Annotated in this window: 13 protein-coding genes; 9 read left to right on the top strand and 4 right to left on the bottom strand. The window is 71.5% G+C overall.

The annotated features are described in order from the left end of the window. Positions 1–89: 89 nt before the first annotated feature. Positions 90–1,610, bottom strand: a complete 1,521-nt coding sequence (locus tag ABD944_RS00065; RefSeq protein ID WP_345170953.1) for an MFS transporter — start codon at positions 1,608–1,610, stop codon at positions 90–92. A 164-nt stretch (positions 1,611–1,774) separates the two neighbouring features. Next, positions 1,775–2,521 (bottom strand): GbsR/MarR family transcriptional regulator, encoded by a 747-nt coding sequence (locus ABD944_RS00060; protein WP_345170951.1) that lies wholly within the window; start codon positions 2,519–2,521, stop codon positions 1,775–1,777. A 252-nt stretch (positions 2,522–2,773) separates the two neighbouring features. Here ABD944_RS00060 and ABD944_RS00055 point away from each other — a divergent pair, with 252 nt between their 5' ends. From ABD944_RS00055 to ABD944_RS00045, 3 genes are read left to right on the top strand one after another with little or no spacing between them, the layout of a single operon-like run. Continuing rightward, positions 2,774–3,433: a DUF4097 family beta strand repeat-containing protein gene (locus tag ABD944_RS00055; RefSeq protein WP_345170949.1), complete on the top strand. Its 660-nt coding sequence runs from the start codon at positions 2,774–2,776 to the stop codon at positions 3,431–3,433. A 36-nt stretch (positions 3,434–3,469) separates the two neighbouring features. Further along, on the top strand, positions 3,470–4,441 hold the full coding sequence (locus ABD944_RS00050; protein ID WP_345170947.1) for an ATP-binding cassette domain-containing protein: 972 nt from the start codon (positions 3,470–3,472) through the stop codon (positions 4,439–4,441). Next, positions 4,438–5,211, top strand: coding sequence for an ABC transporter permease (locus ABD944_RS00045; RefSeq protein WP_345170945.1), 774 nt, complete (start codon positions 4,438–4,440; stop codon positions 5,209–5,211). Before ABD944_RS00050 ends, ABD944_RS00045 begins: the two co-directional genes overlap by 4 nt. 71 nt (positions 5,212–5,282) lie before the next feature. Here ABD944_RS00045 and ABD944_RS00040 read toward each other — a convergent pair whose 3' ends face one another. Then, positions 5,283–6,899, bottom strand: coding sequence for a hypothetical protein (locus ABD944_RS00040; protein ID WP_345170943.1), 1,617 nt, complete (start codon positions 6,897–6,899; stop codon positions 5,283–5,285). Between the two features lie 371 nt (positions 6,900–7,270). Here ABD944_RS00040 and ABD944_RS00035 point away from each other — a divergent pair, with 371 nt between their 5' ends. Then, positions 7,271–7,450 carry a hypothetical protein gene (locus ABD944_RS00035; RefSeq protein ID WP_345170941.1) on the top strand — a complete coding sequence of 60 codons (180 nt, stop codon included), beginning with the start codon at positions 7,271–7,273 and terminating at the stop codon, positions 7,448–7,450. A gap of 116 nt (positions 7,451–7,566) precedes the next feature. Here the strand turns inward: ABD944_RS00035 and ABD944_RS00030 are convergent, their stop codons facing one another. After that, the gene (locus ABD944_RS00030; protein WP_345170939.1) at positions 7,567–8,196 is read right to left on the bottom strand and encodes an LUD domain-containing protein; all 630 of its coding nucleotides are present in this window, start codon (positions 8,194–8,196) and stop codon (positions 7,567–7,569) included. Between the two features lie 157 nt (positions 8,197–8,353). Between ABD944_RS00030 and sigJ the strand changes: the two genes are divergently transcribed. The 5 genes from sigJ to ABD944_RS00005 all read left to right on the top strand — a co-directional run. After that, positions 8,354–9,292: an RNA polymerase sigma factor SigJ gene (sigJ, locus tag ABD944_RS00025; RefSeq protein ID WP_345170937.1), complete on the top strand. Its 939-nt coding sequence runs from the start codon at positions 8,354–8,356 to the stop codon at positions 9,290–9,292. Between the two features lie 239 nt (positions 9,293–9,531). Then, on the top strand, positions 9,532–11,127 hold the full coding sequence (locus ABD944_RS00020; RefSeq protein WP_345170935.1) for a dolichyl-phosphate-mannose--protein mannosyltransferase: 1,596 nt from the start codon (positions 9,532–9,534) through the stop codon (positions 11,125–11,127). A 50-nt stretch (positions 11,128–11,177) separates the two neighbouring features. After that, positions 11,178–12,554, top strand: coding sequence for a DUF6801 domain-containing protein (locus ABD944_RS00015; protein WP_345170933.1), 1,377 nt, complete (start codon positions 11,178–11,180; stop codon positions 12,552–12,554). 68 nt (positions 12,555–12,622) lie between these two features. After that, positions 12,623–13,636, top strand: coding sequence for a cupin-like domain-containing protein (locus tag ABD944_RS00010; RefSeq protein ID WP_345170931.1), 1,014 nt, complete (start codon positions 12,623–12,625; stop codon positions 13,634–13,636). A gap of 255 nt (positions 13,637–13,891) precedes the next feature. Next, positions 13,892–14,670: DUF6801 domain-containing protein (locus tag ABD944_RS00005; protein ID WP_345170929.1), on the top strand; the 779-nt coding region annotated here is incomplete at its 3' end.

Here is a 14,670-nt window from a genome sequence, read left to right as displayed (position 1 = left end):
GAGATCAGTGCGGCCGGGCCGCCGCCGACCAGGCTCGTGCCCTTGAGGCTGTCGGCCGTGGTCTGGGCGGCGGCCGCGGCCGCTGTGTGTCAGACACTGGGGGCGGGGGCTCCGGGCGACAGGCTCGGGGCTTCGGCGTCCTCGGGGGCGGTCCGGTGCTCGGAGACGGTCGGGAGCTCGGGGCGCGGGGTGTTCATCAGGACGGCGACGATCAGCGCGCCGACCACGAGGATCCCGGCGGACCACGCGCCGGCCGCGGCGAAGCCCTCCACCAGTGCCTGCCTGGCGACGGCCGGGCTCGGGCCGTGCGAGGCCAGGTAGTCCGCGGTCGCCGCGGTGGCGATGGTGTTGAGCAGCGCGATGCCGATCGAACCGCCGATCTGCTGCGCGGTGTTGACGGTCGCCGAGGCGATGCCGGAGTCGCCCTGGCCGACGCCGTGGGTCGCGTAGTCGAGGGCGACCGGCATGATCATGCCCGCCCCGAAGCCCAGGAGGAGCTGGGCGACGAGGACGCCCGCGGCGTAGGGGGTGCCGGGCTCCAGGGTGAGCATCCACAGCATGCCGGCGGAGCTCACCAGCATGCCGGGGACGATCAGAGCGCGCGGCGCGACCCTGGGCAGCAGCCGGGTGGTGAGGCCGCCGGCCGACAGCAGCACCGCCGTGGCCATCGGAAGGAAGGCCGCACCCGTTCTGATCGGCGAGTATCCCTTGACGACCTGCATGTAGTACGTCAGGAAGAGGAACGCGCCGAACATCCCGATGACCGCCAGGCCCACGGCCAGGTAGGCGCCGCCGCGGGTCCGGTCGGCGACCACGCGCAGCGGCAGCAGCGGCTGCGCGACGCGGCTCTCGACGAGGGCGAACGCGGCGAGCAGCACCGCGCCGGCGGCGAGCAGGCCGATGACCTTCGCCGAGCCCCAGCCGTCCGACCCGGCCCGGCCCGTGGCGTACACGATCGCGACCAGCCCGCCGGTGACCGGCAGGACGCCGAGGAAGTCGAACCGGGCGGAGCCCGGGTGCCGGGACTCGGTGAGCATCGCGAACCCGCCGACCGCCGCGACCACGGCGATCGGGATGTTGATGTACAGGCACCAGCGCCAGTCCAGGTAGTCGGTCAGCGCCCCGCCGGCCAGCAGCCCGATCGCGCCGCCCGCGGCGGAGATCGCGCCCCAGATCCCGAACGCCTTGGCGCGGTCCTTCGGCCCGGTGAAGGTCACGGCCAGCAGCGACAGCGCGGACGGCCCGAGCAGCGCGCCGAACGCGCCCTGCAGCGCGCGGGCCGTCAGCAGCATCTCGAAGCCGGCCGCCGCGCCGCCGAGCGCCGACGCGCCGGCGAAGCCGAGCAGGGCGACCAGGAAGGCCCGCTTCCGGCCGGTGTAGTCGGCGATCCGGCCGCCGAGCAGTAGCAGGCTCCCGAACGCCAGCGTGTACGCGGTGATGATCCACTGCCGGTCGCCGTCGGAGATCTGCAGGTCCCGCTGGAGCGACGGCAGCGCGATGTTCACGACCGTCCCGTCCAGAACGATCATTAGCTGGGCCAGGCCGATGAACGGCAGCGCGGCCCAGCGGCGCGAGCCGGGCGGCGGCGCGGGCGCCTTCGTGGTCGCCATGACTTCGTCCTCACTCGTGGTGCGGCGTGCCGCGCGAATCGATCGCGGGCCTCCTGACGCACACGAGACACCGGCGGCCGCGTCCTTCTGACAGGCCGCTCGTGTGAACTGCGCCACGGGCCGCGATGACGCCGCCCGCGTCCGGCCGGGGCGCCGGGACGGCCCTAGCCGCGGTCCGGTTCCGGCGCGGCGGCGACCGGGGGCGTTTCCGGCTTGGTGTAGAGGACGTCGCGAGCCTGCTCCACGGCCCGGTTCAGGCTTTCGCTGACGAAGTCGAGGAAGCGGGCGGCGTTCTCCAGGCGGGTGGCGGCCGGGGTGCCGCGCCCGAGGACGGCGACGCCCTCCCGCGCGGCTTCGCTGAAGCGGTCGTTGTCCCGGATGCTGCGGATCATCGACTGGTACCAGAGGTCGTTGTCGACGACGTAGCGGTCGCGCCGGCCGTCGCTCTCCCGGCGGATGAGTTCCAGGTCCGCGAGGAAGCTGACCGCCTTGGAGATGGACGCGGGGCTGACCTGGAGCCGCTCGGCGAGTTCAGAGGCGGTGAGGCTGGTGTCGGCGGTGTAGAGGCAGCTCAGCACCCGGGCCGTCATCTTGGGCAGGCCCGCCGTCATGATGACGGTGGCGAGGGTCTCCTGGAACTCCAGCACCGCCTCGGCGTCGCGTCCGTAGGGCTGCGGCGCCGCCCGCGTCCCCCGGGCCGCGGTCTGGGTGCGCCGCCGGGTGCGGCGCTGGGTGGCGTGGTGGGCCAGGTCGGCGCGGTAGCCGGTGGGGCCGCCGTTGCGCATCACCTCGCGCGTGACCGTGGAGGTCGGACGGTCGAGGCGGCGCGCGATCTCCGCGTAGGCGAGGCCGTCGGCCAGCCCCACCGCTATCTGCTGGCGCTCCTGCTGGGTGAGCCTGCCTCCCGGCATCACGACCCCTTTCGTGCCCCGCGGGGCCGTGGCGTTCCCTGACGCCTCCACCATAGCGTTCACCTTCAGTACATTGCAACGTTCGGCAGCGTTGCGTTGCGTTAGATTCCAGTCTGTTGCAATGATTATCTAACTCTGACCTGCACAAACGCTACTTCAATGCAAAGATCATGTTGCCTACACCTGGAAAGCAACGTAGCTTTTGCGTTGTTCGAAACAAACAGCCGCAAGGCGGACCGCAAGGAGAGCACGATGCAGAAGTTCGACACCCCCGCCCCGATCACCGCCGTCCTGGACGTCCCCGCCGGCCGCGTCCAGCTCATCGCCGCCGACCGCACCGACACCGCGGTCGAGGTCCGGCCCGCCGACGCGTCCAAGGGCCGCGACGTGAAGGCCGCGGAGCAGACCGCGGTCGAGTACGCGGACGGCGTCCTGCGGATCGCGGTCCCGGTGAACAACCGCCTCGGCTCCTCCGGGGCGGTCGAGGTGACGGTCCAGCTGCCCACCGGGTCCCGGGTCGAGGGGAAGGCGGCCGCCGCCGAGCTCCGGACCGTCGGACGGTTCGGCGACGTCGCCTTCGAGGGCGCCTACCGCTCGATCAAGCTGGACGAGGCCGCGAGCCTGCGCCTCACCGCCACCGACGGCGACGTCGAGGTCGGCCGGCTGGGCGGTCCCGCGGAGATCAGCACCCAGCGGGGCGACATCCGGGTCACCGAGGCCGCGGGCGGCAAGGTCGTCCTGCGCACCATGTCCGGCGACATCTCGGTCGGCGCCGCCGCGGGCGTCTCGGCCTCCCTGGACGCCGGCACCAGCCAGGGCCGCATCACCAACACCCTCAAGAACGACGGCACCGCCGAACTCGACCTCCACGCCACCACGATGCACGGCGACATCACCGCCCGCAGCCTCTGACCCGCGGCTCGACGCGACCCCCAAAGGAGCAGCACCATGACCGACCTGGCCATCGCGGCGACCGGGCTGCGCAAGTCCTACCGCGACAAGAAGGGCGAGAAGGTCGTCCTGGACGGCATCGACCTGTCCGTCCCCGAAGGAACGATCTTCTCCCTGCTCGGCCCGAACGGCGCGGGCAAGACCACCACCGTCCAGATCCTGTCCACGCTGATCCGGGCCGACGCCGGCGAGGTCCGCGTCGCGGGGTTCGACCTCGGCCGCCAGGCCGACGACGTGCGCGGCGCGATCGGGGTGACCGGGCAGTATTCGGCGGTCGACAAGCTCCTGACCGGCGAGGAGAACCTCCTCCTCATGGCCGACCTCAGGCACCTGCCGAAGAGCGAGGGCAGGCGGAAGGCCGCCGAACTGCTGGAGAAGTTCGACCTGGTCGACGCGGCGGGCAAGCCGGCCTCGACCTACTCCGGCGGCATGCAGCGCCGGCTCGACCTGGCGATGACCCTGGTCGGCGACCCCAAGCTGATCTTCCTGGACGAGCCCACCACCGGACTCGACCCGCGCAGCCGCCGCGCCATGTGGGGCATCGTCCGCGACCTCGTCCGGGACGGCGTCACCATCTTCCTCACCACGCAGTACCTGGAGGAGGCCGACGAGCTCGCCGACCGCATCGCCCTCCTCGACCAGGGGCGGCTGATCGCCGAGGGCACCTCCGAGGAGCTGAAGCGGCGCATCCCCGGCGGCCACATCCTGCTGAAGTTCGGCGAGCCCGGCCGGCTCGACGCCGCCGCGCTGGCCCTCGGCGCCGGCACCCCCGACCCGGAGGCGTTCACCCTCCAGGTGCCGAGCGACGGCAGCGTCCGGATGATCCGGGACGTGCTCGCCGTCCTGGACGACCACTCGATCGAGATCGACGAGATGTCGGTGCACACGCCCGACCTCGACGACGTCTTCCTCACCCTCACCGGCCGGCAGGCCGACGACACGGCCGGAACCAAGGAGGCCCTCCGATGAGCACGCTCACCCTCGCCGCGCGCGACTCCTCCACCATGGTCCGGCGGCAGCTCAAGCGCATCGTCCGCTACCCGTCCATGACCATCCAGCTGATCATCACGCCGGTCATCATCCTGCTGCTGTTCGTCTACGTCCTCGGCGGCACCCTCGGCAGCGGGCTCGGCGGCGGCCGCGACGCCTACGTGAACTACGTCGTCCCCGGCATCCTGCTCATGACGGCCGCGACCGCCGCGACCGGAACCGCCGTCATGGTCGCCACCGACATGACCGAGGGCATCGTCGCCCGCTTCCGCACCATGCGGATCTCCCGGGCCTCGGTCCTCACCGGCCACGTCGTCGCCAGCGTCGTCCAGCAGCTCTTCGGCATGGCCGTCCTCATCGGCATCGCGCTGGCGATCGGCTTCCGCCCGAACGCCTCCGCCGTCGAGTGGCTGGCGACCGCCGGGATGCTGACCCTGTTCGCGGTGGCCGTCACCTGGCTGTCGGTCGCCCTCGGCCTGAAGGCCTCGACCCCCGAGGCCGCCAGCAACGCCCCGATGCCGCTGATCCTCCTGCCCTTCCTCGGCAGCGGCTTCGTCCCCACCGACTCCATGCCCACCGCCCTGCGCTGGTTCGCCGAGTACCAGCCCTTCACCCCGATCATGGAGACCGTCCGCGGGCTCCTGCTCGGCACCCCGATCGGCAACAGCGGCGCCATCGCCGCCGCGTGGTGCGCCGGCCTCGCCCTCCTCTCCTACTTCTGGGCCAAGCGCACCTACAACAAGGCCTGACCGTGAACCGGCCGACCAGGGCCGTCAGACCAAAGGGTCTGACGGCCCTGACCGTTTCCCGGCCCAGTGGTTCACCGCCTCAGGCGGAAAAGGCTGGCGGTGGCCGCCCAGAAATCGGGGGCCGGTGTGCCCGTGACGTTCCAGGAGCCGTCGCCTTCGATCGCACGCCAGTCGGATGACCAGGAGTCGATGACGGGGCGCTCCGCGAAGGGGACGGAGACGAGGGGAAGGTCGGGCACGGTGCTGTTGGTGGGGCTGACGTGGCGGCCGCCGCCGGTGTTGCGCCTGGACCTGCGGAAGGCTTTTTGGGCGTCGCCCTCAGTGAGGCACCGGTTCTCGATCGCGCGCCAGAAGCCGGCCTCGAAAGACCGGTAGGCGGAGTCGTCGGACGTGGGGACGGCCATGAGCCCGAGAGGCAGGAGCAGGACCCGCAGGTCGCTGCCGGGCCGTCGCGCGATCATCGAAGCCGCCCAGCCGGGGGCCTGGTGCTCCAGGAGCTGGTAGCAGAGGCAGTACCCGTTCCAGGCGGCCACGGCGTTGCGCTCGTCCTCGGTGGGCTCGGGCCGGGCGTGGCGGCCCTTGGGGCGCCACATCTCGCGGGCGGCGGGGTGGGCGGGGCGCTTCTCACCGGTCCACCGCTGTCCATCCCAGTAGGCCTCGACGTCGGGACGGGTGCTGTTGAGATACCAGCCGGGCCGTCCCCACTCCACCGCGCCGGCCATGTTCCCCCGCCTCAGGGAAACCGGGCTGACCTGGCCGTCGCGGGCCTTCAGGCGTTCGACTTCCCGCTGGAGACCTTCGACCTGCCCGGTGAGGGTGGCCTTCTCCCGGTCCCAGTCCCGGACGGCCTGGCCCCACTCCTCCAGCGCCCGGCGGTACTTGTCCTCGTCGTCCTCCCGGGCCTTCTCCAAGACGGCGATGGTGTCGCGGTAGTGGGCGCTGAGCCGCTCCTGAAGAAGCTGCATGTCCTTCAGCTCCTGGATGGTCTCCCCCTGCCGGGAGATCCTCGTCAGCGCCTTCACCAGGGAGGTCTCCATGACCCGGGCATGCTCGTGCAGGCCGTCGACCCGCATGGCCCGCTGGGTCAGCTTCTGGGAGAACCAGGACGCCTGGAACTTCAGCATCTCGGCCTGGGCGTTGCTGTGCCGCTCGGCTTCCTCGGCCTCCCGCAGCTGCTGCTTGGCGGCGGCCAGACCGGCCTCCAGGTGCCCGAGGGCCTCGCGGAGTTCCTCGGCGGTCTGACGATGGCGTTCGCCGTGCGCGGTCAGCAGCGCGACCAGGCCCCACATCCGCTTGAGCGTCTCCTCCGCCGCCGCCAGGTCCTTCTTCGCGGTCGCCAGGTCCTTCTCCAGGATCGGCACCTGGTCCGCGTGGGTCGCCGGGCGGGGCTTCCGCTCGTCACGGGCGGCCCGGTACCGCTCCCGCAGAGTGCGCGCCTCGTCGTCGTCCAGCTCCCGGACGGTCTCCAGCGGCGCGACGAAGAACGCCTCCAGCACCCGCTCCTCGGGCACCGCATCGCCGTTGAGGTAGCAGTCGAGGCGGCTGTGCCCCCGGATCCCGGCGGCGGCGAGCAGCCTGTCCTTGGTGAGCCTTCGTGCCTCCATGAGGTCGCGAAGGTATTGGGACAACGCCGCGACCTGCGGGAAGTCCTCGTTGATCTTCTTCTTGGGGCGTCCGTGTGAGCCCACGCGATCTCCTTCCCCCGGAACGGGAGAACTCGCGAAAACGAAAAATCCCCGCGGCGTCCCCCTCTCCCGTTACCGGGAAATTGGATCATCGGTAGAGACTCGCCGAAGACGCGCCGCAAGGAAGTCAAACCAGTATCTCCCTGCCTAGTTCGTCTTTCAAAACAACACGCCCAGAAGGGGTCCAACCTGCATAGATGCCGACCCAGTCGACCAAAGCAGTCGAGAACGAACAACCAGAACACCGTTCTGGAATTTCGCTACAAATCGTTACATCCTCCTGTCCGAAACCCTCGGACGCGGACGCCCCGAATGGAGGGGCTGGAAAGCAGTAAAGAGTGGTTGACTCCAGTAAAAACCGGAATAATCGGTCAATGGGTCGTGTCGCGGTGCCGAAGAACGGCCGGCCTCGCCGGACGACGCGCCGGGGCGGGCTCCGCCGGATGGTCCGTCGGCTGGCGCAGGCGGGCATGTTCGCGGCCGCACGCGGCATCGCCTACACCCTCGGATGCGCGTTCACCGCGTGGCTGATCGTGTGGATCACCCAGCGCTGACCCTCGGGCAGCTCGCCGACGCGCCGGGCGGCCCCCCGGCGCGGCGCGCCCCGCCGACCTCCCGGGGCTCCGGGACGAGCCCGGGGCCCCCCGCCTCGTCGGACGGGCTTCGGGGGTCAGAAGCCGATGGTCTCGCGGAGGAGCAGGACGGTGCCGCGTCCGGGTTGGTGTTCCGCGTTGAGGATGAGGAGGCGGTTGACGGCGCTGGGCGTGCCGTAGGCCTTCAGGGCGCGGGCGTTCTCCAGCGGCAGGCAGTGGTCTTCGACGCGGCGCAGCGCGGTGCTCAGGTCGGGCACCACCTTCTGGGCGCCGGCGATCCAGATCGCGCGGGCGGCTCCGCCGGAGTAACCGGGCAACTGGCTTCCGCTGCCCGAGGCGACCACGAGGGAACCGGTCTCGGTGACCGCGTGGACGCTGCCGACGACGACGTCGGGGGTGGCGCACCGCCGCCGGATCTCGTCCGTCCGGGTGGCGCGGTCCATGGCCAGGATGCGCGGCTTGACGGCGTCGTATCGTCCGCTGCCGTTGATGTCCTCGTCGATGCCGGACAGGCGGAGGGTCTCGCTGGCCGCGGTGAACACGCCGGCGCCCTCGGGGATCAGCTCCCTGACACGGGTGCGCGCGGCGGCGGCGTCATCGAGGATCTCGACGGTGAAACCGTGCGCGGTGAGGGCGGCGGCCGCCCGCTCCAGTCGCCGCCCGGGCGCCGCTTCGGTGAACTGCGGCGCCGGAATCGAGGTGGTCATGATGTCGCTGAGCTCCTTGTCGCCGGATGATGGGGTCGTCTGAGCAGTTCGACAACGCAGCCCGCGGAAACGTGAGGCCGGTGCGCCGCCTCACATTCCGGTGCGCCGTCCTGTCGAAGGGGTGAGGACCGATTCGACCGAGGGAGCCGTCGGCGCCATGACCATCCGATCCGAGCCCGAGCAGGACCGGCCCGACCCGGACCTGGACGCGATCATGAGCGAGCGGCGGCGCCTGACCGGTCTCGCCTACCGGCTCCTGGGCTCTTTGGCCGAGGCCGAGGACGCCGTGCAGGAGACCTACGCCCGCTGGTACGCCATGTCCCGGCAGCAGCAGGAGGCCGTCGAGGTGCCCGGGGCCTGGCTGACGACGGTCGCCGGCCGCATCTGCCTCAACGTGCTCGGCTCGGCGCGGGCCCGGCGAGAGACGTATGTGGGCGACTGGATCCCCGAGCCGCTGCCCGAGCGCGCGGAGTGGATCGGCGGGCGGCCGGACGGCGCGGCCGCGGACCCGGCCGACCGGGTCACCCTGGACGAGTCGCTCAGCCTGGCCTTCCTGGTCGTGCTCGAATCGATGACCCCCGCCGAGCGCGTCGCGTTCATCCTGCACGACGTCTTCCGCCACCCCTTCGCCGAAGTGGCCGAGATCGTCGGCCGCACTCCGGCGGCGTGCCGCCAGCTGGCCTCCTCGGCCCGCCGCCGCGTCCGCGCCTCCCAGCCCTCCGCGACACCGCCGGCCCGGCACGCCGCTGTCGTCAGAGACTTCAGGCGGGCGTGGGAGGCGAAGGACATCGACGCCCTCATCCGCCTGGTCGACCCCGACGCCACGGCGGTCGCCGACGGCGGCGGCCTCGCCACCACCTTCTCGCCCCCCATCCAGGGCGGCGAGCGGATCGCGCGCGCCTGGCTCGAACTCGCCCGGCGCAGGCCCGACGACATGACGTTCGCGGAGCGTTTGGTCAACGGGCAGCCCGGCCTGGTGGCGCAGCAGGACGGCGCCATCGTGACGGTGTTCGCGTTCCAGATCGCGGGAGACCGGATCCGGCGCATCTGGGTGGTGCGCAACCCCGAGAAACTCCGCCTTTGGACGGCGGGGTGACGGGGCGTTCCGGGCCTTGCCCCTTTCGCGGGGCGGAAATCGCGCGTCTCGGGACAGCGGTGTTCGGGGAAGTTGTCGTTCGCTTCTATAACGGCATTCGGGTTTCCGGAGCGGGACGTTAGAAAACTCACAGAGGTGAGTAATCGTCCCCCTTTCTTCGTCGCGGACTTGGTTCATCCGGTGGTGCGCCGCTCATTACGGTTCTTCTCCCCGTCCACGCCTTAGCGAAGGGGAGCACCTTGACCGCCTCCGTAGCGGTGGAAGAACCGGCGTCCGCGGCCGGCGCGCCGGCCGGTCGGCGCGCGTCCGCGTGGGGCTGGGCCGGGCCGCTGCTCGTCGCGGCGTTCGCCGGGTTCCTGGTGTTCCACCGGCTCGGCGCCCCTCACGCCCTCGTCTGGGACGAGACGTACTACGCCAAGGACGCCTGGGCGTTCCTGCACTACGGGGTCGAGCACAACTGGCGCGGCGGGCCGAACGGCGAGTACGCCGACTCCCTCTTCATCGCCGGGCATCCCGCGGCGGGGCTCGCGGGCGGCGGCGAGTGGGCCGCGCATCCGCCGCTCGGGAAGTGGCTCATCGCCGCCGGGATGGCGCTCTTCGGATCCGGCCCGTTCGGTTACCGGTGCGCGGCCGGTGCGGCGGGCGTGCTGGCGGTCCTGCTGCTGGCCCGCATCGCGCGGCGGCTGACCGGCTCGACCGTTCTCGGCTGCGCGGCCGGGCTGCTGCTCGCGCTGGACGGCTCGTGGCTGGTGTCCAGCCGCGCGTCCATGCTCGACATCTTCCTGCTCGTGTGGGTGCTGGCCGGGTTCGGCTGCCTCATCGCCGATCGGGACAGGACGCGGGCCGCCCTGGCCGCGCGTTCCGATAGCGGGGGGCTTGGCGGGCCGTTCGTCTGGCATGGGTGGCGCTTGGCGGGCGGGGTCTGCTTCGGCCTCGCCTGCGCGACGAAATGGTCCGGCGCCTCCGTGCTCGTGTTCTTCTGGGTCCTGGCGCTGATCTGGGACGGGAAAGCGCGCAAGGACACCGGAGCCGTCCGGCCGTGGCGTGGCATGGTCAGACTCGACCTCCTGCCGTCGCTGGTCCAGGTGGGGGCCGTCGCCGGGGTCGTCTACCTGGCCGGTTGGTGGGGCTGGTTCGTCTCAGGGACGCCGCTGCAGAAGACCCTCTTCGGCCAGAACGTCCCGGGGTTCCAGCGGCGCTGGGCCGAGGCGCATCCGAGCGGCCTGTGGCCGTCGTTCCTCGATCCGCTGCGGTCGCTGTGGCACTACCACGCGATGACTCTGGACTTCCACAGCGGCGTGACGCAGCCGAACCCCGGCCAGTCGTGGCCCTGGCAGTGGCCCGTCCTCGGGCATCCGGCCGTCATGTGGCGCACCTCCGTACCGCAGGGACGGGACGGCTGCGGCGCCGCGAAGTGCGTCAGCGAGATCTCCCACCTCGGCACGCCTGCGCTCTGGTGGTTCTCCATCGTCGCGCTGCTCGGCATGGTGGTCTGCGCCTTCGCGGCGCGCGACCGGCGGGCCGCTGCGGTCGTGGGCGGCTACCTCGCGAGCTGGCTGCCCTGGTTCCCCGCCGCGCTCGCCGGCCGGACGATGTACTCCACCTACGCGCTGCCGATGCTGCCGTTCGCGATCCTCGCGATCGTCCTGCTCTTCGACGGCGTCTCCGCCCCGTACCGGGAGCGGCCCGTGCCGCGCCTGCTGCTCGGCGCCGCCGGGGCCGCCTACCTCGCGCTCGTGGCGGTGAACCTGGCCCACCTCCTGCCGATCCTCACAGGCGAGCCCCTTCCGGAGGCCGGCCGGCAGGCCCGCCTGTGGCTTCCCGGGTGGACGTGACCTCGCGCCGGCCCGCACGTCCGCAGCAGTCCCAGGAGAGGTGATCGACGATGAGGACCCCCGCCCGCTGGAGGCTCGGCGCCGTGACGGCCGTCGGGCTGGGCGCGCTCGTGACCGGATCGCTGCCGGGCGGTGCGGCGCGGGCGCAGGAGGCGGACGCCGCCCTGACCTACGCGTGCCGCCTGCCGTCCGGGACGTCGCGGGAGGTCGGCGTCCGGGTGCGGGGCGCGTTCCCCGCGACGGGAACGGCCGGACGACCCGTGCGGCCGGGCCGGGTCACGGTCGCGGTGACGATCCCGAAGGCCGCGGTGCCCGAGGTGAGCGCGCTCGGCGGCGCCTCCGTCGCCGGGACCGCGGAGCTCGGCGTGTCCGTGCGGCAGGACGGCCGGTCCGCCCCGGCGGCCTGGCCGGGACTCGCCACGCCCGCCACCCCGGTCGCGGACGGCGCCGACCTGGTCCTGGCGGCGTCCGGGGACGTCCCGCCGGTCACGCCCGCCGGGACCGGCGACCTCACGTTCACCGCCGGGGACCTGACGCTGGAGCTGGGCCCGCGCGACGCCCACGGCGGCGTCCCCGAGGACGCGAAACCGGCGATCACCATCGGGTGCGAGCCGACGGCGGAGCACGTCCTCGCCACGGTGCCCGTCCCCGCAGGCGAGGCCCCGGCGACGCCCGCTCCGCCGAAGACCGCGCCGCCTAAGACAGGGAAGCGGGCCGCCGCGGCGCCCGGCGAGACCCCGGCCGAGTGCGGGAGGTTCACCGGGCCCACCGATGACTGGTACCCCGGCTGCGTCTACCTGTCGGGGTTCTCCAACGTCGCCAAGCTCAAGGGCGCCGCGATCCTGAACGACCCGGAGTTCGGCCGCCCCGCCCTCACCAATGTCGTCTACTCGCTCACCGACACCGGCGCCTCCGTCCGGCAGCGGTTCGTCTCGCCGCTGCGGTCGCGGTCGACGTTCCTGACCTTCGGGTTCATGCCGACGACCGCGACGATGGAGATGACGCAGCGCCCCCTCGGGCCGGGCGAGGACTACGGGACGTTCGAGGCCGTCAGCGACATGCAGACCGGCGTCCAGTCCGTCAGCGCCCACATGCGGATGTCGATCCGCATCTCGGACGTCTCCGTCAACGGGACGCCGCTGGACGTCGGCGGGAACTGCCGCACCGCCGCCGACGCCGACATCGTCCTCAAGGGCGAGATGACCAGCGTCCTGGAAGGCGGGATGCTCGACGGCTCGTTCCGCATCCCGCGCTTCACCGGCTGCGGGGCCGGCGAGGACCTCGGCCCGCTGTTCGACGGCGCCGTCTCCGGCCCGGGGAACCTGCTCCGCGTCACCCTGGGCGCCACCTGCATCCCGGACGCCGACATCAGCTGCCCGCCGGTCGTCCCCGCCCCCGCGCGCACCGCCCCGCGCCCCGCCGGCTGAACGACGTGCCCGCCCACCGCAACGCCCGCCCACCGCAACGCCCGCTCACCGAACCACGGAGGAACGCCGTGACCACCACCCGACCGAAGGACCAGTGGCGCCGCTGGATCGCCGAGAACCTGCTGCTCGGCAACCCCCCGGAGGTGATCCGCGCGGCGCTGGAGAGCAACGGGTTCACCGAGGAGGAGGCCGCCCGGGAGGTGGCCGGCGCGCTGGCGAGCCCGTACGTGCTGGGCGCGACCCGCGTCGCCAACCGGCTCCGCAAGCGCGAGTGGACGCTGACCGTCTACGGGCGGCTCGCCCGGATGCGCGCGGACGGCGGCGAGATCGTCCGGAGGGAGCGCCTCTCCCGGGACGAGTTCTTCGAGGAGTACTACTTCCAGAACCGGCCCGTCATCATCACCGGAATGCTCAAGTCGTGGCCCGCGCTCACGAAGTGGGACTTCGACTACCTGCGCGCGACGTGCGGCGGCAACGAGGTCGAGGTGCAGTTCGGCCGCGAGTCCGACGAGAACTACGAGATCAACGGGCCGCGGCACAAGCGGCTCATGCCGTTCCGCGAGTACGTCGACATGGTCGAGGCGGCCGGGACGACCAACGACTTCTACATGACGGCCAACAACGCGTCCCGAAACCAGCGGGCGCTGGACGTCCTGTGGGACGACATCGACCCGGTCTCCGAGTACCTGGACGGCGGCGAGGTCAAGGGCCGCAGTTTCTTCTGGCTCGGCCCGCCCGGCACGAAGACGCCCTATCACCACGACCTCACCAACAACTTCATGGCGCAGGTGATGGGCCGCAAGAGGGTCAGGATGGTGCCGATGCACGACACCGCCCACGTCTACAACACCCTGCACTGCTACTCGGAGGTCGACGGGAGCGACGTCGACTACGACAGGTTCCCGGCCATGCGCAGGGCTCAGGTGCTGGAGTGCACGCTCGCCCCCGGTGAGCTGCTGTTCATCCCGATCGGGTGGTGGCACTACGTCGAGGGCCTCGACGCCACGATCACGATGAGCTTCACCAACTTCCTGAAAGACAACGACTTCGCCTCCGACTACACCACCTACCAGCACCTCTGATCCGTTCGCGCCGGTGATTCGAGCACCGGATGACAAAGTGCGGAAACGCTGTCGTCCGGTGGTCTGACGCTGCCCTCGAAAAGCTCGGAAAATGTCAGATCATGCTCAAGTGGCCGCACTTTTGAAAAGCCGTTGAACGGTGAGCGTGAACGCCTTTGATTTTGTCAGTCGACCGCGAAGACCCGGGTGCCGGCGGCCGGTAATTTACCGCCTCGAAACGTACGGGAAATCTGGTTCCGGACGAAAGGCAGAAAGTTGGACGACAAGCTCGGTACGCGCAAGCGGCGCACGGCCAAGGGCCTCGCGACCGCGGCCATCGGGGGCCTCGGCCTCTCCCTGCTCGGCGTCGTCGGCGCCGGCCCCGCCCTGGCGGACCCGATCCACCAGACGCTGAACTTCCACTGCGTCTTCCCGCTGATCGGCAACCAGCCGCTCACGGTCGACATCGACAGCGACTTCCCGTCCAGCATCAAGGTCGGGGAGCTGTCGCCGCCCTTCCACATCAAGTCGACGGCGCACATCACCGGCACCATCACCAACGGCCTGCGCGCGGTGAAGGCCGTCACGCTGGAGGGCACGGCCTCCGCCGACTCGGTCGTGTCGGTGCCCGAGGACCCGAACCTGCCGGTCGCGACGGACGTCGTCATCAACAAGGTCGACATCCCGCAGCAGGCCGGGGCGACCTGGGACCTGGTCGCCGAGGGCGACGCGCCGCAGCTGGTGTTCAGCCAGACCGGCGAAGGCAAGATCACGATCGTCGGGCTGACGCAGCACATCAACCCGAAGAAGGCCGACGGCACCGAGGTCTGGGCCGGCGGCAAGGACGTGACCTGCACCAAGGACCCGGGCCAGGACGAGCCGTTCGCCCACTTCACCATCACCGACGGCGGCACCCCCACGCCGACGCCCACCCCGACCCCGACGCCCACCCCCACTCCCACGCCGACCCCCACTCCCACGCCCACCCCGACGCCCACCCCCACTCCCACGCCGACCCCGACCCCCACGCCCACCCCGACCCCCACGCCCACCGA

The sequence above is a fragment of the Actinomadura verrucosospora genome, from assembly GCF_039540335.1.
In the GTDB taxonomy this organism is placed as follows: Bacteria; Actinomycetota; Actinomycetes; order Streptosporangiales; family Streptosporangiaceae; genus Spirillospora; species Spirillospora verrucosospora.
The sequence above is the reverse complement of the archived record's forward strand: the minus strand, read 5'-3'. Positions and strand labels throughout refer to the sequence as shown.

Excerpts from the sequence above, each read along its gene's own strand:
- ABD944_RS00065 (WP_345170953.1), bottom strand. The coding sequence starts at position 1,610 with ATGGCGACCACGAAGGCGCCCGCGCCGCCGCCCGGCTCGCGCCGCTGG.
- ABD944_RS00060 (WP_345170951.1), bottom strand. The coding sequence starts at position 2,521 with ATGCCGGGAGGCAGGCTCACCCAGCAGGAGCGCCAGCAGATAGCGGTG.
- ABD944_RS00015 (WP_345170933.1), top strand. The coding sequence starts at position 11,178 with ATGAGGACCCCCGCCCGCTGGAGGCTCGGCGCCGTGACGGCCGTCGGG.
- ABD944_RS00035 (WP_345170941.1), top strand. The coding sequence starts at position 7,271 with ATGGGTCGTGTCGCGGTGCCGAAGAACGGCCGGCCTCGCCGGACGACG.
- sigJ (WP_345170937.1), top strand. The coding sequence starts at position 8,354 with ATGACCATCCGATCCGAGCCCGAGCAGGACCGGCCCGACCCGGACCTG.
- ABD944_RS00050 (WP_345170947.1), top strand. The coding sequence starts at position 3,470 with ATGACCGACCTGGCCATCGCGGCGACCGGGCTGCGCAAGTCCTACCGC.
- ABD944_RS00045 (WP_345170945.1), top strand. The coding sequence starts at position 4,438 with ATGAGCACGCTCACCCTCGCCGCGCGCGACTCCTCCACCATGGTCCGG.
- ABD944_RS00030 (WP_345170939.1), bottom strand. The coding sequence starts at position 8,196 with ATGACCACCTCGATTCCGGCGCCGCAGTTCACCGAAGCGGCGCCCGGG.
- ABD944_RS00055 (WP_345170949.1), top strand. The coding sequence starts at position 2,774 with ATGCAGAAGTTCGACACCCCCGCCCCGATCACCGCCGTCCTGGACGTC.